This window comes from Streptosporangium sp. NPDC020145 (genome assembly GCF_040631275.1).
Classification (GTDB): Bacteria; Actinomycetota; Actinomycetes; order Streptosporangiales; family Streptosporangiaceae; genus Streptosporangium.
Window position 1 is genome coordinate 37437 of sequence record NZ_JBEXZT010000003.1, and the last position, 20388, is coordinate 57824.

Sequence of the window (20388 nt, forward strand, 5' to 3'; positions counted from 1 at the left end):
CACTGTTTCCTCACCATGCCGCGTCCTCACCATGCCGCAGAAGCCCCTCCGACCCGTCTGCCCGGCTCGGAGACCCGGGCCAGGGCCACCCAGTCGACTTCGGGGGCGAGATTCGCAGACGGCACGGGGTCGACCAGGACCTGGCCCGAGGAGAGCGCCTCCCGCTCGCTGCGGAACGGACCGCCGAACCACACCGCGGCCGCCGAGGTGCCCCTGATCGCGCTCGCGCGCATCCTGCCGGGAAGCAGGACAAAGGCACTGATGATCAGGAACAGGCCGCCGGAGGCACCGAACAGGAGCTCCATGACCTGGATCGTGTCCACAGGTCCACGGTAGATCCACGCCGCCGACCCGTCGAGTCCTGTCCGTGACCTCGCCGCTCACGGCCCTCACATGGCGTCCAGGTGACGACCTGCGGCTTCCGGCGTTCTCGGGGCCCGGGAACGCCGGGAACGGTAAGATCACGTAGCGGACGACGCCTTCTCGCGAACGACCTGGGTTCTCTAGAGAGAAACAACAGACATACCCGGTTCGGATAAACGTCATGCGAAAGGCGAAGGCCACAAAAGTATGAGAAACGCAATACTAGGCACCCACATAGGCGTCAGCTACGGTGAGTCACGTGGATTCCGGTCAGGCACCAGAAGACGGTAACACTACGTCACCCATTTGGGTCGGCGACCGCACGGCCGACGACAGGCCGCCGTCTCGACCCGCCACACCCGCGTCCGAGTACGCGCCCGTCGAGCGCACCTCGCTGCGCGTCCTGCTCGACGACCCCCGCTACGGCCATCTCAGACGACGTGTCCTGGTCGCGGTCGCCTCGGGCGTCGTCGGAGGCATCCTCTTCTCCGACATACGGCTGGGCGTCACCTGCGCGATCATCGGCGCGATCGTCGACACCGTACTGCGGGCCCGCACCCACTCGACCGTGCCCGCCTGGCGTCGCGGCTCGGTCGCGGAGCGTCAGACCGAGGCGCAGCTCAAGAGGATGGAGCGGGGCGGCTACCGAAGCCTGCACGCCCGCGCGATCCCCGAGAGCGAGGCCCAGATCGACCACCTGGTGGTCGGCCCGACGGGGGTCTACGCCGTCGACTCGGAGAAATGGGACAAGCGCCTTCCGGTCCGCGTCCAGTCGCACCGCAAGCTGTTCCACGGCCCCTTCAACCAGAAGCCCCGTCTCGACGAGGCGCGCTGGGAGGCCTCCAGAGCCTCCGAACTGATCGGTGAGGCGCTCGGCCACGAGGTGACGATCATTCCCTCCCTCGCGATCTACGGCCCGGCGATCCCGTGGAAGGTCCTCACGGTGCGTGATGTGGACGTCTTCGACGGCGGCCGTGTCCGTAAGTGGATCACCAAGCGCGAGCGGTCGCTCACCGACGCCGAGATCGACGAGATCTACGAGGCCGCCGAGCGGGTCCTGCCCGCCCGTTACCCCGAGCCCTGATCCCTTCTCACCGTTCCTCCACGCGCCCCGGGACTCCCCCCTGCCGAGGTCCCGGGGTTCGTGTCTCGCGCCGTGGACGCCCGTCTCACGCACCGGGCGATGGCCGTACCATTTGAGGACACGGTTTCGATGATGGGAGAAGCCTCATGCCCGCCCTCAGGTCTCGTACGGTCACGCACGGCAGGAACATGGCCGGTGCCCGGGCCCTGCTCCGGGCGACGGGCGTAGCCGGGGGCGACTTCGGCAAACCCATCATCGCGGTGGCCAACAGCTTCACCCAGTTCGTCCCGGGCCACGTCCACCTGCGCGAGGTCGGCGACGTGGTCGCGGGCGCGATCAGGGAGGCGGGCGCGATCCCGCGTGAGTTCAACACCATCGCGGTCGACGACGGCATCGCGATGGGGCACGGCGGCATGCTCTACTCGCTGCCCAGCCGCGAGCTGATCGCCGACGCCGTCGAGTACATGGTCAACGCGCACTGCGCCGACGCGCTGATCTGCGTCTCCAACTGCGACAAGATCACCCCGGGCATGCTCCTGGCCGCCTTCAGGCTCAACATCCCCACGGTCTTCGTCTCCGGCGGGCCGATGGAGGCCGGTAAGACCCCGGGCCGCAAGCTCGACCTGATCGACCCGATGATCGCCTCCGCCGACGACGCCGTCTCCGACGCCGAGCTGCTGGAGATGGAGGAGAACGCCTGCCCGACCTGCGGTTCGTGCAGCGGGATGTTCACCGCCAACTCGATGAACTGCCTCACCGAGGCCATCGGCCTGGCACTGCCCGGCAACGGCACGATTCTGGCCACCCACAAGGCGCGCAAGAAGCTCTACCAGGACGCCGGTCGGCAGCTGGTCGAGATCACCCGCCGTTACTACGAGCAGGACGACGAGTCGGTCCTGCCGCGCAGCATCGCCACCAAGGAGGCGTTCGAGAACGCCATGGCCCTCGACGTGGCCATGGGCGGCTCGACCAACACGATCCTGCACATCCTGGCCGCGGCCCGCGAGGCTCGCGTCGACTTCGGCCTCAAGGAGATCAACGAGATCTCGCTGCGGGTGCCATGCCTGTGCAAGGTCGCCCCCGCGACTGCGAAGTACCACGTCGAGGACGTCCACCGCGCGGGCGGCATCCCGGCCATCCTCGGCGAGCTCGACCGGGCGGGCCTGATCCACCGCGAAACGCACACCGTCAACGGCGGCACCATCGGCGACTACATCGACGCCTGGGACCCCTGCTCGGCGGGTGTGCTGCCCGAGGCGACCGAGCTGTGGCACGCGGCCCCCGGCAACGTCCGCACCGTCAAGCCCTACTCGCAGGAGGCCCGCTGGGACTCCCTCGACCTCGACCGGTCCGAGGGCTGTGTGCGCGACTCCGAGCACGCCTACACCCGTGACGGCGGTCTGGCCGTCCTGTACGGCAACATCGCCACCGAGGGCTGCATCGTCAAGACGGCCGGGGTCGACGAGGAGATCTGGCGCTTCTCCGGGCCCGCCGTGGTGTTCGAGTCCCAGGACGACGCGGTCGAGGGCATCCTGAACAACCGGGTCAAGCCCGGCGACGTCGTGGTCATCCGCTACGAGGGCCCCAAGGGCGGCCCCGGCATGCAGGAGATGCTCTACCCGACCTCCTTCCTCAAGGGAAAGGGCCTGGGCAAGGCCTGCGCGCTGATCACCGACGGCCGTTTCTCCGGCGGCACGAGCGGGCTGTCCATCGGGCACGCCTCCCCAGAGGCCGCGGAGGGCGGCACCATCGCCCTGGTCGAGGACGGCGACATCGTGGAGATCGACATCCCGGGCCGGTCGATCGAGCTGAAGGTCGCCGAGGAGGAGCTCGCGACCAGGCGTGAGCGGCTGCTGGCCGAGCTGGGCGGCTATCGCCCCCGTGACCGGCACCGTCCGGTCAGCGCGGCTCTGCAGGCCTACGCCGCGCTGACCACCTCGGCCTCGACCGGCGCCTCAAGGGACCTGTCCCAGCTGTCGCGATGACGACCGTCTCCTCGGGGGGTACGGCTGGGCCGTGTCCTCCGAGGGAAGGCCGCTGTATCCGACAGGCAGTTCGAAAATTGTCGGTGGCGGAGCATACCATGTGACCATGGCCAACGTCATGAAGCCCGCACGCAGCCCGTTGACGACCGCCGAGATCGCCGCCCTCGCCCTGTCCCTGGCCCATCTGGGCTCCGACCCGCAGGCAACCGCCGCCCGCAGCGGCCTGCGTCACGCGTTCGAGCACATGGAGATCGACGACGAGGTCGTCTCCACCACTCTGGCTACCCTGACCGAGCCGATGCCCGACCCTGTCGCCGACCGGGCCAGGACCATCGCCAACGCCATCACCTCCCACCTGGTCGTCCGGCTCCACTACCGTGACGTCTCCGGGCGGGTGACGGTGCGCGACGTCGATCCCGTGACGTGCATGGTGCACCGCGACTACTGGTATCTCGTGGGCATGTGCCGCATGCGCGGCGCGATCCGCGCCTTCAGGTTCGACCGGATCGTGGCCACCGAGCCGACCTTCATCCCCGCCCGCCCGCACAGGGCCGGTGACTTCCTGCCCTTCCAGGGCAGGCGCGCCGTCCAGCGGGGCCGCGAGGCCGCCTGACCCCACGGCCCCACGGCCCCACGGCGACACCGGCGTGGTGGGCGGCGAAGCGGCTAGCCGCCGCAGCAACCGCCCCCACAGCACCCGCCACCGCCGCCACCGGCCGGGCGGGGCGCCGTGACGCCTGAGCCACCCGTCACGGCGACCGTGGACAGCAGCTTGACGGTGTCGTCGTGGCCCTGAGGGCAGAGCGCGGGCTCGCCGGAACGGGCCATCGGGCGGGAGATCTCGAAGGTCGATCCGCAGGCGCGGCAGCGGAAGTCGTAACGCGGCATGGCACCAGGTTACTCAGCCGCAGACCGTACGGGCACGGCCGTACGGTCGTGAGGAGATCCCGGCACGAGCCCGTCCGGGAAGGGCGGGGCGTCACGAGCGCGTCTCGTCCCACCCCAGGACACGGCCGTCGGTCAGCCGAAGACGATGGAGGCGTAGTCGGCCACGGGCCGGTAGCCGATCGTCCGATAGATCGAGTTGGACACGGGGTTGGACAGGTCGGTGAACAGCAGCACCTCTGCCGCCCCCCACTCCCGTGCCCTGGCCGTGACGGCATGGGACACCGCGGTGCCGTACCCCCTGCCGCGCTCTCGGGGAGGGGTGTAGACCGGGCCGACCCGCGAGACGCCCCCGATCGGCACCGAGGCGCCCGCGTAGGCCACCGGCCGCCCCTCCACCTCCCACAGGAGGATCTCCCGCCTGCCGACCCGCCCGGCGAGCACGGCCGCGAGACCGCCGGACGAATGGCCGCCCGCCTCCCGCTGGAAGGCCTGTCCCCAGGCGACCAGCAGTTCGAGGTCCTGGGTGCCCGCCGTACGAGGGGCACCCCGAGGGTGGACAGGCGGCGGGGTGAGCGTGTCCAGGCGGTAGAGACGTTCGGAGCGCCGCGTCCTCTCCGGACGCCACCAGGCCGCGGCGAACGCCTCGGCGAGGGCGACGCCGCCCCGGACGCCGAGGACGGGACGTTCGGCCTCGATGAGCGCGGTGGCCAGTTCGCGGACGGCCTCGGCCGGCATGTCGGCGAGCATCAGGAGCTGGGGAGGGGCGTGCAGGGCCGCGGCCACGATCTCACCCCCGGGATCCGCCGCCCATCCCATGAGCGGGTCCTCACTCCACAACCCCTCACGCAGCGCGCGCAGCATCGTGAGCTGGATCGTGTTGCGCACCGGCTCACGCAACAACCACTGCTCCGCCGCCCCGGCGTACACCTCTGGATCGGAGGTGAAGGTCCATCTCATGCACCCGATTGTGCAGACACGGACTCCGCCGGGGCGAACGGGTATCGCGCCGTGGACCGTCAGGCGGCGCTTTCCTCCAGGTAGGGCGCCCACTGGGGGTCTCCGACGTTGTGCGCGCCGATCAGACGCCAGTGGACGCCCCGTGGGACCACGGGGGCGACGTCCAGCGTCCAGCCCAGCTCCTCCAGCATGCGATCCGCCTTACGGTGGTTGCACGGTGTGCAGGAGGCGACGCAGTTCTCCCAGGTGTGGGTTCCTCCCCTCGACCGCGGGATCACGTGGTCGATGGTCTCGGCCCGCTGTCCGCAGTAGGCGCACCGGTAGTCGTCCCGGCGCATCAGCGCGGTCCTGGTCAGCGGAATCCGCGACCGGTAGGGAATGCGCACGTAGCGGCGCAGCCTGATCACCGACGGCACGTCGAGCGTGCGGGTCGCCGAGCGGACGACCGCGCCCCGCCCGTCGCGGTGCACGACATCCGCCTTCTCCCTGAGCACCAGCACGACCGCGCGGTGCAGGGAGAGGGTGGTCAGGGGCTCGTAGGTTGCGTTCAGCAGCAGGACTTGGCGCATCAGCGTGCCTTCCCCGCCGCGCGACGCTTCGTCTGAGTCTGAGGGGGCACGCAGGCGCGTACCCCGATTGGCGGCCCCTCCTGGGGCCCGGATGCTTCCGTCACAGGGACCTCCGCCGGACGGCCCAGCGGATGGTCACCACGGCACCGTCCTCCACCAAGTTTGGCTTCTGCATCGTCATTTCCGCCACCCATAAATGACAGGAGAGACGCCTGGTACGTTTTATGCCCGCATTACCAGTTTTTACTCCTCGATCCGAAGATCGACGTCACGGCCCTTCCCAAGATCGAATACGCCCCTCGCGCAATGGCTTCGACCAGCCTTCCCGAGGTCGTAGGGTTCCTGCCATGACCCGACAGCCATATCCACCAGCAGGCCGTGACGACCTCGTCGAAGAGCTCCACGGCGTCCCCGTCGCCGACCCCTATCGATGGCTGGAGGACCCGGGCAGTCCGGCGACCGAGGAGTGGCTGGCCGCGCAGGAGAAGCTCTTCTCCGCCGAGCTCGGGGCGCTCACCGGCCGCGACCAGCTCAGGGCGCGGGTCGCCGAGCTGCTCAGGTCGGGCTCGATCGGCGCTCCGGCCTGGCGCGGCGAGCGACGTTTCTTCATGCGGCGTACCCCCGACCAGGAGCACGCCGTCCTCTACACCGTCGACCCCGGCGGAACCGAGCGCGCGCTGCTCGACCCGACGGCGCTCGACCCGAGTGGGCTCACCACGCTCGACTCATGGCAGCCCGACAAGGAGGGCAGGCTGCTCGCCTACCAGGTCTCGGTCGGCGGTGACGAGGAGTCCACCCTCTACCTGCTCGACGTCGCCTCGGGCGAGCGGGTCGAGGGGCCGATCGACCGGTGCCGTTACTCCCCGATCGCCTGGTTGCCCGGCGGCAAGGCGTTCTACTACGTGCGCAGGCTGCCCGCGACCGAGGTGCCCGAGGGGGAGGAGCAGTTCCACCGCCGCGTCTACCTGCACCGGGTCGGCACCTCGACCGAGGATGACGTGCTGATCTTCGGCAAGGACATGGAGAAGACCAACTACTACGGTGTCGCGGTCTCCCGCGACGGCCGCTGGTTGCAGATCTCCGCCTCCAGGGGTACGGCGCCGCGCAACGACCTGTGGATCGCCGACCTCGCCGCCTCCGCACCGGACTCTCCCGACCTGGTCGTCGTCCAGGAGGGGCTCGACGCCCAGACCGCGCTGCACTTCGGCCGCGACGGCAGGCTCTACGTCTTCACCGACCTGGACGCCCCCCGGGCGCGCATCTGCGTCGCCGACCCGGCCCTGCCCCAGCCCGAGCACTGGCGTGACCTGATCCCGCAGGACGACGAGGCCGTGCTGTCGGACTTCTCGATCCTCGACGACCTTGACCGCCCGGTCATGCTCGCGGGCTGGACCCGCCACGCGATCAGCGAGATCTCCGTGCACGACCTGGTGACGGGTGAGCGCGTCGGCCGGGTGCCGACGCCGGGGCTGGGCACGATCGGCGCCATCTCCGAGCGGCCGGAGGGGGGTCACGAGGCCTGGTTCGTCTACACCGACAACACCACCCCGCCGAGCATCCAGCGCTACGACGCACGCACCGGGGAGACCACCCTGTGGGCCGCCTCCCCCGGTGCCGTCGAGGTGCCCGCCGTCAACACCGAGCAGGTGGTCTACCGCTCGGTGGACGGCTCCGAGGTCCACATGCTGGTGATCACCAAGCCGGGCGTCGAGGGTCCGCGCCCCACCGTCCTGTACGGCTATGGCGGCTTCGGCATCTCGATGACCCCGGGCTACTCTGCGTCGATCCTGACCTGGGTCGAGGCGGGCGGCGCCTACGCCATCGCCCAGCTGCGCGGTGGTGGCGAGCAGGGCGAGGAGTGGCACAGGGCCGGCATGCTCGCCAACAAGCAGAACGTCTTCGACGACCTGCACTCGGCGGCCGAGCACCTGATCGCCACCGGGATCACCAGCCCGGAGCAGCTGGCCATCTCCGGGGGCTCGAACGGCGGCCTCCTGGTCGGCGCTGCCCTCACCCAGCGCCCCGAGCTGTACGCCGCGGTCGTCTGCTCGGCCCCGCTGCTGGACATGATCCGTTACGAGCTGTTCGGCCTGGGCGCGACGTGGAACGTCGAGTACGGCTCCGCCGCGAAGGCCGAGGAGTTCGCCTGGCTGAACGCCTACTCGCCCTACCACCACGTCCGTGAGGGCGTCTCCTACCCGGCGACGCTGTTCACGGTCTTCCAGTCCGACACCCGGGTCCACCCGCTGCACGCCTGGAAGATGTGTGCCGCCCTGCAGCACGCCCAGGCCTCGGACCGGCCGATTCTGCTGCGCAACGAGGCCGAGACGGGTCACGGGGCGCGGGCGGTCAGCAAGACCGTCGAGCTCGCGGCCGACCAGCTCACCTTCCTCGCCCACCACACGGGCCTGGCCGTCTGACGGCCCACCGCGCGGGGCCGCCGTCGGGAACGGCCCCGCGCGGGCACGTCAGCGGGGGAAGACGATGGTCTTGTGCCCGTCGAGCAGGACACGCTGCTCGGTGTGCCACCGTACGGCGCGGGCCAGGACCTGGCACTCGACGTCGCGGCCGATGGCGGCCAGGTCCTCCGGCGAGTGGGTGTGGTTGACCCGGGCGACCTCCTGCTCGATGATCGGGCCCTCGTCGAGGTCCGCGGTCACGTAGTGGGCGGTCGCACCGATCAGCTTCACCCCGCGCGAGTGCGCCTGGTGGTACGGCTTGGCGCCCTTGAACGACGGCAGGAACGAGTGGTGGATGTTGATCACGTTCCCGGCCAGCTTGACGCACAGGTCCTCGGACAGCACCTGCATGTAGCGCGCGAGCACCACCAGGTCGGCCTGGTAGTGCTCGACCAGGGCGAGGATCTCCGCCTCCTGCCTGGCCTTGGTGTCCGGGGTGACCGGCAGGTGGTGATAGTCGACGCCGTACGACTGGGTCAGCGGGCGCAGGTCCGGGTGGTTGGAGACCACGCCGACCATGTCGATGTCGAGCAGGCCTGAGCGCGTCCGATAGAGCAGGTCGTTGAGGCAGTGGCCGAACTTGCTCACCAGCACCAGCACCCGCTGCCTGACCGCGGTGTCGCGCAGTTTGAAGTCCATGCCGAAGTCGGGGGCCAGAGCGGCGAAGGCCTCGCGCAGGGCCGCGTCGGACAGCGGCGAGGAGAACTGCACCCGCATGAAGAACCGCTGGGAGACGGGGTCTCCGAACTGCTGGCTCTCGATGATGTTGCACTCCCGCCCGGCCAGGAGGCCGGAGACGGCGGCCACCACCCCGGGACGGTCCGGACACGACAGCGTCAGGACGAACTGGGCCTCGGAGCCCCCGTTCAGCCGATGGTGGCCCGCGCCGGGCCCTGTGACTCGCTCGCTCATGACTTCACTCTCGAAGGGGTCGGATCGTACGGTGCCACAACACCGACCTGGGCAGAGTACAGCGCGTCACCCACACCCGCCCGCGCGCGCCACCCGGTGCCGCGCGGTGCCACCGATGGGCCGTGCTGGTAGCGTCCGGAATCCATGAACGACCCTGAGGTGAGCGACCGCCCTGCGACCCGGGTGGTCTGCGTGGCGGGTGACGGGCGGGTGCTCCTGCTGCACTGGCACGACCCGGTCGCGGGCAGGACCCTGTGGGAGCCGCCCGGCGGCGGTATCGAGCCGGGGGAGACGCCGCTGGAGGCCGCCCGGCGGGAGCTGGCCGAGGAGACCGGCCTGCCGGGTACGGCGGTGCTCGACCGGTGGCTGCCGGTGCCCAGGAAGCTCGACTGGCTCGGTGTCCGCTATGTGCGGACCGAACGGTTCTATCTGGCGAGGTTCGACCACACGCCCCGGGTCGTCCCCGAGGCGTTCACCGCGGAGGAGAACGGCACCTATCTGGGCCACGGCTGGTTCTCACTTGAGGCGATGGCCGCGCTTCCCGACGCCCTCGAGCCCCCGGCGTTGCCCGAGATCGTCTCCCGGCTGGTGTGACCCACGTGCCCAGCGGCGATGAGCGACTTCTTGGAAACCGGGAAACGACGCCGAGCCCTCGGGGGATTTCACGGACGCCCCACTGGAACAGGCTTCAACAAAGTCCCCACGAGGGAGTAAACAGCAATTATCCCGACATTTCACCGAATAATAACTAAAAGCGGTAAACCGTGTTATTCAGTTGAGACGGCCGTGGAAGAAATCAGCGGGTCCTTCTCCATGTAGACCACGGTGTGCTCACCGCGTCCCTCGCGGCGGATCTCACGCCAGCCGTGTTTTCGATAGAGGTGGATCGCGGCGGGCTGGTTCAGTGTGGTGTCCCCGCGAAGCCGGGCGTATCCCAGCCCGATCGCGCGGCTTTCCAGTTCTGCGACCATCCGGTCGCCGAACCCGCGCCGCTGGAACTCGGGGTGGACCCGCAGACGGCACATCTCCCCCGAGGCGTCATCGACTCTGCGCAGAGCGCCCATCGCCATGACTCGCCCCTCGACGGCCTCTCCGACCAGGAACTCTCCCCCGTCGGCGAGGTAGATCTCCTCGATCCGTGGAAGGTCGTCGTCGTAGTAGACCCCGTCACCGGGGAAGAGGCCGACCTGGGCGAGGCAGACCTGGTGCAGTGCCCGGACGGAGTCGAGGTCGGACCGGCGATAACGCCGGATCCTCACACCTCCTCCTCGATCGGGTCCGGCAGGGCCGCCTCGCGCAGCATCTCCAGATAGAGCTTCAGCTCGGGGTTGTCCGGATTCTTGCCCTCGACGTCTCTGGCCACCTCGTGGGCCCGCTGCATGAGGATGTCGGGTTTGAACCCCTCCCCCAGGCCGGCGAGCGCGGCCTTGGCGATGTTCAGCGCCTCACCGACGTCTCCTTCGAGGAGCTTGCACTTGGCCCGGTCGAACTTGATGAGCGTCGGATCGAGCCAGTCGCCGGGGCCGTACTTGGTGAGGGCCTGTTCCAGGATGAGGTCGGCCTCCATGGGCTGCCCCAGTTTGACCAGGGCGTCTCCCTGGTGGAAGTAGAGCTGCCGCTCGGTGTATCCGAAGGCCGCGTCCTCCTGCTCGGCCGCCCCCATCTGGGAGAAGGCCGCTCTGGCCCGTGCCAGTGCCCGCTTGGCCTGGTCGACCACGTCCTTCTTGCCCGCGTTCGACATCATCGCCAGCGCGCGGGCCTCGACGACGGGTGCCATGGCCTGGGCCGCGCACGGTGTCTGCCCGGCCAGATCGCGGCTCTTCCTGGCGAGGTTGAGCGCCTCGCGCGGATCGCCGTAGTAGAGCGGCACCAGGGCCTCCCTGGCGATGACCCAGGCCCGCAGCGCGCGGTCACCGGTGTCGTCTGCGGCGATCCTGCCCGTCCTGAAGAAGGAGCGGGCCATTCTCTGGTCACCAAGGTTGATCATGATCATGCCGCTGAGGCCGGCGAGCTGGGCCGCCATCCGGCACAGCCGTTCCTGCAGGTCGACCGGTTGGCGGTGCTCCATGGCCTTGCGCACGGCGCTGAACTCCAGCAGAACGTCACACAGCAGACGTAACGGCGGGGTGTTCATGTACTGGCGGCCGAAGCCGACGGTGGACTCCTCCCACTGGTCCAGCATCGCGGGTGAGACGGTGCCCGAGACCAGGGTCTCGTCCATCCTCCGCCGGATGTTCTCCACCGCTCCGAGCACCTGCCCGTCGAGGCCGACGGCGGTGCCGCCCGCCAGAATCCTCAAGAGCGTTCTCCGCAACACGTTCTCGTCCTCCTCGCTCCCGTCCGCGGAGGGGCCGCCGCCGATCTGCCGGATCAACGACTCACGCGGACCAGGGGAAGTGTCGGGTCTTCCATCCTGGAGATCACTCCGGACGGCACCCGGCATCCTGTGGCCGTGGCCACAGATGCAGGGCCCCTCGTAGCCGAGGGAGGGGGGCTCGACCCGGTATGCGGAACACAGGTAGTGGAGGTATTCGGGCCCGGGACGCTTCAGACCGCTCTCGTAGGCGGACAGAAGCGTCTCCCCGATCCCCGGAGCGGCCTTGCCGTCGCGCTCGAACAGCGCCCGTATCTGTTCGATCACGTCGGCCAGAGCGACACCGTGTGCGAGACGATGAGCCTTGATGCGGGTGGTCCCGAACTGCTGACCACACTTGTCGTGGATCTCTTCGGCGATCTGGGCCGGGTTATGCCCCGTTGCGAGGCCCCTGGCGCGGATTCGCCGCGCTAACTCCGTCTCCCTGTGCTGCCTGCCGGACATACCGGCCCCTCTCTCGCGGCCAGCTGGGCTGGTTGGCACGCTTGTCCCGACCGGTCCTCTCCCCGTAGACCCAGTGTGATTCGGGTATCGCACTGCGCCTAGAGAGAATAATGGACCACCGTTGCCCCACCCGGAACGCGCGAATGAGGCCACCGGCTAAGGATCGTCCTCTGATGGACTGTTTCTTTCAACCTCCTTGGCAGAATGCGCATCCCGATCTTGGTTAACCCGGCATTGACCCATCGGACTCGGTGAGTCATCTTTGGCCAACCAGCGTCGATTCGCGTAACCGACCAAACACGGTTCGATGACGAATCGGCTGAATCCAAGAGGAGGAACGAGGTGGGGGAAGACGGCTTCGGGCACCTGGAGCGGTTGGTGTCAGAACTTGACGCTCGCGGGTTTCACGCCCGGGTGGTACGGACCCATACGGGCCGCGCCTTCGTCCGCGTGATCAACCCGAACGCGACCAGCCTGGCGGAGAACGTCACCTGCCGCGCGCAGACCGCCCACAGCCACCGCGACTGGTACTACTGGTGGTCCTGGGGGGAGCGGATGCACACGGCCCAGGACCCTGCCGGCGCGGCGACCAAGGTCGCCCGAGTGCTCGCCGCGGTGGGGGAGTGAACTAGGCGGCGAACCGGATGGGATCGCAGCCATCCGGTCCGTCGTACCCGTCGCGGCGCGGCGGAGCCGGTGGGGCGCCCGGTGCGGAGCGTCCTCGGGACGCTGGGTTCCCCACCGGCTTCGAGAACGAGGTCAATCTGTCGTGGGCGCCCCGCGGGGCGGCCGACACGACGACAAGCCGCCGTCCGGACGAAACTCCGGACGGGGATCGGAGGGATTCCTCCCGGAACGGCACGGGACACGCTTCCGGGTGCGTGCCCCGCGCCGGGCCGTTCGTCACCGGACTGTCCGGACCAGCCTCCAGGGCCTGGATCCGGTGTTCCCGTCCTCCCCGGCGTGATGTGACGACGGCCGGTTCGCTCGGCAATATAGGTAGGTCACGTGACTTGCCCCCATTTGCCAGACGAACCGATCCGGGAGGGATCTTCTCCGTGTTCCTGCTCGTCCCCTCACCCACCCCCACCGTGACACCGTCCCCCACACCGTCACCGTCGAGCCTGCCCGGCCTGGAGGACCTCACGAACATGGGAGCGGCCTTAGTGAACGGTGCGTGCGGACGTGACGGCGGGATAATCTGCGAACTCGCGCAGACCGTGCTGCCTCCGGCGTGGGCCCCCTTCGTCGCGAGCGTGCTCGCGACACTGATCGCCATCGTGCTGATCACCGCCGTCGCGCTGATCCTGCGCAAGGTGGCGGTCCGCCTGATCACCGGAATCGTGCAGCGGGCCTCCTCCGGCAGGCCGACCCTGGCGGGACGGCTACGGGGCAAGGATCCCGCCCCCCTCGAAGGTCTGGACGCCATCATGGCCGAGCGGCGCAGGCAACGGGCCGAGACCATGGGGTCCGTGCTCAACTCGACCGCCTCGGTCATCATCCTGGGCACCGCCGCCCTGACCATCCTCGAACGGCTCTCCGTCCCCATCGCCCCCGTGCTGACCAGCGTCGGCATCCTGGGCGTCGCGATCGGCTTCGGAGCCCAGGAACTGGTCAAGGACTTCATCGCCGGCATGTTCATGCTCCTTGAGGACCAGTACGGCGTCGGCGACGTGATCGACGCCGGTGCCGCGTCCGGGACCGTCGAGGCCGTCACCCTGCGCATCACCAGGCTGCGCGACGCCGACGGCCGGGTCTGGTACGTCCGCAACGGCACCATCACCCGCGTCGGCAACGAGTCCCAGGGGTGGTCCCGTGCCACGGTCGACGTGCCGGTCGCCTACACCGCCGACATCCCTGTGGTCCGCGACCTGCTCAGGAAGGTCGTCGAGGAGATCTGGAACGACCCCGACTACCGCGACTCCGTCGTCGTCGAGGAGCCGCAGGTCTGGGGGATCGAGCAGATCTCCGGCACGGCGGTCGTCTTCCGGGTCAACGCCAAGACCATCCCCTCACACCAGAGCGAGATCGCGCGGGAGCTGCGTATCCGCATCAAGTCGGCGCTCGACCAGGCTTCCATCCCCATAGCGAACGTCGCTTAGGCTTGGGGGCGTGTCCGCCAACCCCGAGGAACCCCAGTCCTTCTACGACGCCGTCGGTGGCGAGGAGACCTTCCGGCTCCTCGTCCACCGTTTCTACGAGGGCGTCGTCAAAGACCCCCTGCTCTGGCCGCTCTACCCCCAGGACGATCTCGCCGGGGCCGAGGAGCGGCTGCAGCTCTTCCTGATGCAGTACTGGGGCGGTCCGACCACCTACAGCCAGCAGCGTGGGCACCCGCGCCTACGCATGCGGCACAACCCGTTCGTCATCCGCTCCGCCGAGCGTGACGCGTGGCTGAAGCACATGCACGACGCGGTCATCTCCCTGGAGTTGCCCGAGGAGCTGGAGAAGCGCCTGTGGGACTACCTCGTCTACGCCGCGCACAGCATGGTCAACGCCCCTGACGCATAAACCCCGCCGGGCAGGGGCAGCCCATGCACATGAAAATCCCCTGGTGGCGTGACGCCGTCGTCTACGAGATCTACGTACGCAGCTTCGCCGACGCCTCGGGAGACGGCGTGGGCGACCTGCCCGGTATCAGGGGGCGCCTGCCGTACCTCGCCGATCTCGGTGTCGACGCGATCTGGCTGACGCCCTTCTACCGCTCCCCCATGGCCGACGGGGGCTACGACGTGGCCGACTACCGTGACGTCGATCCGCTCTTCGGCACGCTGGCCGACTTCGACGCCCTCGTCGCCGACGCCCACGCGCACGGCCTGCGGGTGATCGTGGACATCGTGCCCAACCACAGTTCCAGCGAGCACCCCTGGTTCAGGGCGGCGCTGCGCGGCGAGAACCGCGACCGGTACGTCTTCCGCGACAGCGGGGATCTGCCGCCCAACAACTGGCAGTCCACCTTCGGCGGCCCGGCCTGGACCAGGACTCCCGACGGGCAGTGGTACCTCCACCTGTTCGCCCCCGAGCAGCCGGACTTCAACTGGCGCGACCCGCGGGTGCACGCGGAGTTCCTCGACGTGCTGCGGTTCTGGCTGGACCGTGGGGTCGACGGGTTCAGGATCGATGTGGCGATGGGCCTGTACAAGGCGGAGGGGCTTCCCGACGCCCCCGCGACGGATCAGGCGTTCAAGGGCGAGTCGCCCATCTGGGGCAGACCCGAGGTCCACGAGGTCTACCGGCGCTGGCGTGAGGTGCTCGACTCCTACCCCGGCGAGCGGATGGCCATCGGCGAGGTGTGGACCGACTCCGCCGAGGATCTCGCCCGCTACGTCCGGCCCGACGAACTGCACCAGAGCTTCAACTTCGCCTGGCTTGAGGCTCCCTGGTCCGCGACCGCCTTCCGCAAGGTCATCGACGACACTCTCGCCGACATGACCGCCCCCACCTGGGTGCTGTCCAACCACGACGTGGTCAGGCACGTCACGAGGTACGGCGAGGGCCTGCCCAACTCCACGACGGGGCTGGCCCGGGCGCGGGCGGCGCTGCTGGCCATGCTCGCCCTGCCCGGCTCGGCCTACCTCTACCAGGGCGAGGAACTCGGCCTTCCCGAGGTCCGGGACCTGCCCGCCGAGGCCCGTCAGGACCCCATCTTCGCCCGTTCCGGTGGGACTCTGCCCGGACGGGACGGCTGCCGGGTGCCCCTCCCCTGGTCCGGACAGGAGCAGCCGTACGGCTTCGCGCCCGAGGGCACCGCGCCCTGGCTGCCCCAGCCGGTCGAGTGGACGGCGTTGAGCGCCGAACGGCAGGCGGACGATCCGGGATCGACCCTGAGCTTCTACCGGCAGGCCCTGCGCGCCCGCCGGGGACTGCGCGGCGCGCTGCCCGACGGCCTCACCTGGCTGGAGAGCGAGGAGGACGCGTTGTTCTTCCGCCGGGGTGCGCTGACGTGCGTCGTCAACTGCGGGGTCGAGGCGGTACCGCTGCCGCCGCACGACCACGTCGTGATCGGCAGCGCCCCGGTCGAGGGTCACCTGCTGCCCCCGGACACCGCGGCCTGGCTCCACACTCCCTGACGATCTCCTCCGGTCCCCGCGCCCGTCGTACGGCGGGCGCGCCGGCCGTTTCCGGCGACGGCTCAGCCGGCTATGAGGAAGCGCTCCAGGTAGTCGAGCTCGTGCTGCTCCAGCCTGCGCGGCCTGGCCTTCTCCACGTCGTAGGCGACGAGCACCGACCTGGCCCGGACGAAGAGCGTCTCATCGTCGACGATCTCGTAGTTGAGGACGAACTTCACCGGTTTGATCTCGGTCACCCAGGACTCGACCCTGACCGGGTCCGCGCGGAAGGTGAGAGGACGCCGGTAGTCGATCTCATGCCTGGCCACCACCAGGCCGCTGAAGATCTCCCCGCCCTCACGGTGCAGGTCGAGGTGGAACATCTCCAGGCGCGCGTCCTCGAGATAGTCGAGGAACCTGACGTTGTTGACGTGGCCCTGGGAGTCGATGTCGGCGAACCTGACCGCCCTGAGGAACACATGCCTGCGGGAATCGCTCACGGTCTCTGCCAAGCTCTGTTCAAGCACAAGCAAGAAGGTAGCGATTCCCCGGCTCCCGGCGCACGGCGGGGGCGCGCCGGGAGCTCGGAGGAGGACATCAGTCCCGGGTGAGCTTGCGGTAGGTGACCCGGTGCGGGCGAGCCGCGTCGATCCCGAGCCGCTCGATCTTGTTCTTCTCGTAGTCGGCGAAGTTGCCCTCGAACCAGAACCAGTTCGAGCCCTCCTCCCACGCGAGGATGTGGGTGGCGATGCGGTCGAGGAACCACCGGTCGTGCGAGGTGATGACCGCGCAGCCGGGGAACTCCAGCAGGGCGTTCTCCAGGCTGGAGAGCGTCTCGGTGTCGAGGTCGTTGGTCGGCTCGTCCAGCAGCAGCACGTTGCCGCCCTGCTTGAGGGTCAGCGCGAGGTTGAGCCGGTTGCGCTCGCCTCCGGACAGCACGCCCGCCTTCTTCTGCTGGTCCGGCCCCTTGAACCCGAACGCGGCGATGTAGGCCCGCGAGGGCATCTCGACCTGGCCGACCTTGATGTAGTCGAGCCCGTCGGAGACGACCTCCCAGACGTTCTTGGTCGGGTCGATGCCACCCCGGCTCTGGTCGGCGTAGGAGATCTTGACGGTGTCGCCAACGATGATCTTCCCGGCGTCGGGCGTCTCGCCACCGGTGATCATCCGGAACAGCGTGGTCTTGCCGACGCCGTTCGGACCGATGATGCCCACGATGCCGTTACGCGGCAGGTCGAACGACAGGTTGTCCATGAGCACCCGGTCCTCGAAACCCTTGGTGAGGTTCTCGGCCCGGATGACCGTGGTGCCCAGGCGGGGACCCGGCGGAATCTGGATCTCCTCGAAGTCCAGCTTGCGGTACTTGTCGGCCTCGGCGGCCATCTCCTCGTAGCGCTGCAGACGCGCGCGGCTCTTGGTCTGGCGGGCCCTGGCGTTGGAGCGGACCCACTCCAGCTCCTCCTCCAGGCGCTTCTTGCGCTTGGCGTCCTTCTGCCCCTCAAGCTTGAGGCGGGCGGCCTTGGCCTCCAGGTAGGTGGAGTAGTTGCCCTCGTAGGGGTGGCAGCGGCCCCGGTCGAGCTCCAGGATCCAGTTGGCCACGTTGTCCAGGAAGTAGCGGTCGTGGGTGACGGCCAGTACGGTCCCGGGATACTTCTCCAGGTGCGCCTCAAGCCACTGGACACTCTCGGCGTCGAGATGGTTGGTCGGCTCGTCGAGCAGCAGGAGGTCGGGCTGCTCCAGCAGCAGCTTGCACAGGGCGACCCGGCGCCGCTCACCACCGGACAGCAGGGTGACGTCGGCGTCGGGCGGCGGGCAGCGCAGGGCGTCCATCGCCTGCTCAAGCTGGCTGTCGAGGTCCCACCCGTTGCGGTGGTCGAGGGCGTCCTGAAGCTTGCCCATCTCCTCAAGCAGCTCGTCGCTGTAGTCGGTCGCCATCAGCTCGGCGATCTCGTTGAACCGGTCGAGCATGGCCTTGGTCTCGGCGACGCCCTCCTCGACGTTGCCGAGCACGGTCTTGGACTCGTTGAGGGGGGGCTCCTGCTGGAGCATGCCGACGGTGAAGCCGGGCATGAGCCGGGCATCGCCGTTGGACGGCTGCTCCAGGCCTGCCATCATCCTCAGCAGCGTCGACTTCCCGGTGCCGTTCGGCCCGAGAACGCCGATCTTCGCACCCGGCAGGAACGACAGCGTCACGTCGTCGAGGACGACCTTGTCACCATGCGCCTTGCGCACGCGCTGCAGTGTGTAGATGTACTCCGGCATGTCCCCTAGCTTAGAGCCTGACGGACTCAGCTAGGGGCGGCCTCCGGCCCCGGCCGCCTTGCCGGGGGGACGGGCGTCGCGGGCAGGCAGATCCGGTCTCGTCCGAGCTCCTTGGCACGGTAGAGGGCCAGGTCCGCCGCGGCGAGCAACTCGATCAGGTCGTCTCCGTGCATGCTCATGATCGCGACGCCTGCGGAGATCGTGACGGTGACCATGTTCTCGTCCGCGGGTACGGCCATGCGGCCGATGCGGGAGCGCAGCCGTTCCGCGACCCGGCGGGCCTCGGTCACGTCGGCCCTGGGCAGCAGGACGACGAACTCCTCGCCCCCGAAGCGTCCGACCACGTCGTAGTCACGCAGCTGGCTGCGGATGGTCGCCGCGACCCCGATCAGCACCTGGTCGCCGATCAGGTGCCCGTAGGTGTCGTTGACCCTCTTGAAGTGGTCGATGTCGACGATCAGCAGGGCGAGCGTCTCACCGGTACGGCGCGCCCTGACGATCTCGGTGTCGGCCTCCCGCTGCCAGGCGGCGGCGTTGAGCAGCCCGGTCTTGGGATCGGTGCGGGCCGCGGCCTGGAGCTGGGCGTGCAGCAGGCTGCGCTGGAGCAGCACGACCGGCGGCAGCGCCAGCGCCAGCAGGGCGAGGTTCACCCCGCACGCGATGGCGACGAGGACTCCCAGGCAGAGCTCGACCACGTCGAGCATCAGGCTCTCGCGGTCCCACAGCACCTCCCGCCAGCGGGTGTCAGGGACGGCGGTGTGGGCCGCGATGGCGATCAGCGCGGTGTTCAGGACCGTGAACAGGACGGCGCAGCCGATGGCGACGAGGATCGGCCCGCCCGTCCCCTGGGTGGGGATGTCCAGCTCACCGACCACGCTGTGGAACAGCACCGAGGCGGCTCCCCCGGCCAGGCTGATGGCGGCGGAGCTGAAGACCCTCCGGTAGACCACCGTCTCGCGCACCCGCTTCTGCAGCAGAATCTGCAGCGGAATGGGCGCCAGAAGAGCGTAGACCGGCGGCAGCAGCAGGGCCGCGGGCAGCCACCAGGCCGACAACAGGTCACGGGAGACACCCGCGGGCATACCGAGCCTTCGGGTCGCCTCGATACAGACGGCACCGCAGGCCATCAACGCGACGAAGGTGAGTAGATCGTGCCAGTGGAAGTCAGCAGATGCGGCGAAAAACCCGATTGCCGTGAAATCCAGCACCACGATGCCGCAAAGATAGACAACCAGTGGACGGCGCTGCCCAAGAATGGGCCACCGATCGGCCAGAGTCGTCACAGTGTCGCGCGATTTGACCGAGGTGTGACTGGGAGCCGCCATGTCGTCCCCTTCTCCGACTAACGATGTGTAACACGATAGTTGCGGAGTGTGCGCCGCGCGATGGGAACCGCTACCTTGGCGGAGTGGCTCCACTTGTCAGGTGGCTCACCGTTGGGGACCGAGCTCAGCCGAAGAACGGTCCATGGAGGAAAGGAGCAGCCCATGCTGCGAGGTGTGACCTGGACATAGGCCCTGCCCGCTAGATCTCTCACCTCCCGCGGCCGCTTCAGGCGGCATCTCGCGACGTTCCACCCCGTCCCGCGAAAACACCGCGCAAGCTTCGTGTTCGACGTGGGAACCCGGGATGTCCCGGTCCCCCAGCCGGTTGGACCCCTCCTTTCGCGGTGCTCCGCTGATCTGAGCATCGCCGACACAGACCACCAACCGGGCGCACCGCCGATCGCACACCGCTGATCAACGCGCTGCCGACCACACCCATCCGACGCGAGCGTCACCCGGCGATGGCGACCGCCATCCGGCCGGACGGGCCACCTCCGTGGCGTGTGGTCCGTCCGGCGCGCCCTCGTGCGGTGCGCCGGTGGACCGTGGCGAACCGACGGGGCGGCCCGCGGGCCACCGGGAGATCTGCCAGGCCGGGCCGTACGGTGCTCCGGGCACCCGGTGGGACCACCTCCGCCGGTCGCTCCGGCACCTCGTCCTTTATGGCGTCCCTTATGACGTCCTTCGAAGGGTCGGCATCCTCTCGCTCCCGGTGAG

General features: G+C 69.0%; 19 protein-coding genes. 9 read left to right on the plus strand and 10 right to left on the minus strand.

From position 1 onward, the window contains the following. Nucleotides 1-26: 26 nt before the first annotated feature. Nucleotides 27-323: a hypothetical protein gene (locus tag ABZ463_RS05650; RefSeq protein ID WP_352010691.1), complete on the minus strand. Its 297-nt coding sequence runs from the start codon at nt 321-323 to the stop codon at nt 27-29. Between the two features lie 299 nt (nt 324-622). Between ABZ463_RS05650 and ABZ463_RS05655 the strand changes: the two genes are divergently transcribed. From ABZ463_RS05655 to ABZ463_RS05665, 3 genes are all read left to right on the plus strand, one after another. Continuing rightward, nucleotides 623-1447: a nuclease-related domain-containing protein gene (locus tag ABZ463_RS05655; protein WP_352010690.1), complete on the plus strand. Its 825-nt coding sequence runs from the start codon at nt 623-625 to the stop codon at nt 1445-1447. A gap of 146 nt (nt 1448-1593) precedes the next feature. Next, nucleotides 1594-3432: a dihydroxy-acid dehydratase gene (gene ilvD / locus ABZ463_RS05660; protein WP_352010689.1), complete on the plus strand. Its 1839-nt coding sequence runs from the start codon at nt 1594-1596 to the stop codon at nt 3430-3432. Between the two features lie 106 nt (nt 3433-3538). Beyond that, entirely contained in the window at nt 3539-4045 is a 507-nt protein-coding gene (locus ABZ463_RS05665) for a WYL domain-containing protein (protein WP_352010688.1), read from the plus strand. A 53-nt stretch (nt 4046-4098) separates the two neighbouring features. On the opposite strand, the gene ABZ463_RS05670 is transcribed toward ABZ463_RS05665, so the two are convergent. The 3 genes from ABZ463_RS05670 to ABZ463_RS05680 all read right to left on the minus strand — a co-directional run bounded on the left by ABZ463_RS05670 (nt 4099) and on the right by ABZ463_RS05680 (nt 5846). Continuing rightward, nucleotides 4099-4320 carry a zinc ribbon domain-containing protein gene (locus ABZ463_RS05670; protein WP_352010687.1) on the minus strand — a complete coding sequence of 74 codons (222 nt, stop codon included), beginning with the start codon at nt 4318-4320 and terminating at the stop codon, nt 4099-4101. Between the two features lie 132 nt (nt 4321-4452). Next, nucleotides 4453-5277, minus strand: a complete 825-nt coding sequence (locus ABZ463_RS05675; RefSeq protein ID WP_352010686.1) for a GNAT family N-acetyltransferase — start codon at nt 5275-5277, stop codon at nt 4453-4455. A gap of 59 nt (nt 5278-5336) precedes the next feature. Beyond that, the gene (locus ABZ463_RS05680) at nt 5337-5846 is read right to left on the minus strand and encodes an HNH endonuclease (RefSeq protein ID WP_352010685.1); all 510 of its coding nucleotides are present in this window, start codon (nt 5844-5846) and stop codon (nt 5337-5339) included. A 347-nt stretch (nt 5847-6193) separates the two neighbouring features. Between ABZ463_RS05680 and ABZ463_RS05685 the strand changes: the two genes are divergently transcribed. Then, nucleotides 6194-8266, plus strand: a complete 2073-nt coding sequence (locus ABZ463_RS05685; protein ID WP_362773376.1) for a prolyl oligopeptidase family serine peptidase — start codon at nt 6194-6196, stop codon at nt 8264-8266. A gap of 48 nt (nt 8267-8314) precedes the next feature. Here ABZ463_RS05685 and purU read toward each other — a convergent pair whose 3' ends face one another. Then, on the minus strand, nt 8315-9217 hold the full coding sequence (gene purU / locus ABZ463_RS05690) for a formyltetrahydrofolate deformylase (RefSeq protein ID WP_352010683.1): 903 nt from the start codon (nt 9215-9217) through the stop codon (nt 8315-8317). Nucleotides 9218-9361: 144 nt separating this feature from the next. Between purU and ABZ463_RS05695 the strand changes: the two genes are divergently transcribed. Then, complete coding sequence (locus tag ABZ463_RS05695) at nt 9362-9811, plus strand: NUDIX domain-containing protein (RefSeq protein ID WP_362773379.1); 450 nt, start codon at nt 9362-9364, stop codon at nt 9809-9811. 173 nt (nt 9812-9984) lie between these two features. On the opposite strand, the gene ABZ463_RS05700 is transcribed toward ABZ463_RS05695, so the two are convergent. Continuing rightward, nucleotides 9985-10476: a GNAT family N-acetyltransferase gene (locus ABZ463_RS05700; RefSeq protein ID WP_352010681.1), complete on the minus strand. Its 492-nt coding sequence runs from the start codon at nt 10474-10476 to the stop codon at nt 9985-9987. After that, nucleotides 10473-12035, minus strand: coding sequence for an XRE family transcriptional regulator (locus ABZ463_RS05705; protein ID WP_362773383.1), 1563 nt, complete (start codon nt 12033-12035; stop codon nt 10473-10475). Before ABZ463_RS05705 ends, ABZ463_RS05700 begins: the two co-directional genes overlap by 4 nt. 450 nt (nt 12036-12485) lie before the next feature. Here ABZ463_RS05705 and ABZ463_RS05710 point away from each other — a divergent pair, with 450 nt between their 5' ends. The 4 genes from ABZ463_RS05710 to ABZ463_RS05725 all read left to right on the plus strand — a co-directional run bounded on the left by ABZ463_RS05710 (nt 12486) and on the right by ABZ463_RS05725 (nt 16105). Next, nucleotides 12486-12662, plus strand: coding sequence for a hypothetical protein (locus tag ABZ463_RS05710; RefSeq protein WP_352010679.1), 177 nt, complete (start codon nt 12486-12488; stop codon nt 12660-12662). A gap of 431 nt (nt 12663-13093) precedes the next feature. After that, complete coding sequence (locus ABZ463_RS05715) at nt 13094-14137, plus strand: mechanosensitive ion channel family protein (RefSeq protein WP_352010678.1); 1044 nt, start codon at nt 13094-13096, stop codon at nt 14135-14137. A gap of 10 nt (nt 14138-14147) precedes the next feature. After that, nucleotides 14148-14546 (plus strand): globin, encoded by a 399-nt coding sequence (locus tag ABZ463_RS05720; RefSeq protein WP_362773388.1) that lies wholly within the window; start codon nt 14148-14150, stop codon nt 14544-14546. Between the two features lie 29 nt (nt 14547-14575). Next, nucleotides 14576-16105 (plus strand): alpha-amylase family glycosyl hydrolase, encoded by a 1530-nt coding sequence (locus ABZ463_RS05725; protein ID WP_352010740.1) that lies wholly within the window; start codon nt 14576-14578, stop codon nt 16103-16105. 62 nt (nt 16106-16167) lie between these two features. On the opposite strand, the gene ABZ463_RS05730 is transcribed toward ABZ463_RS05725, so the two are convergent. From ABZ463_RS05730 to ABZ463_RS05740, 3 genes are all read right to left on the minus strand, one after another. Further along, entirely contained in the window at nt 16168-16584 is a 417-nt protein-coding gene (locus ABZ463_RS05730; RefSeq protein WP_352010676.1) for a thioesterase family protein, read from the minus strand. Nucleotides 16585-16681: 97 nt separating this feature from the next. After that, complete coding sequence (gene ettA, locus ABZ463_RS05735) at nt 16682-18346, minus strand: energy-dependent translational throttle protein EttA (RefSeq protein ID WP_362773392.1); 1665 nt, start codon at nt 18344-18346, stop codon at nt 16682-16684. A gap of 26 nt (nt 18347-18372) precedes the next feature. Then, nucleotides 18373-19557: a GGDEF domain-containing protein gene (locus ABZ463_RS05740; RefSeq protein WP_362773395.1), complete on the minus strand. Its 1185-nt coding sequence runs from the start codon at nt 19555-19557 to the stop codon at nt 18373-18375. Nucleotides 19558-20388: the final 831 nt, after the last annotated feature.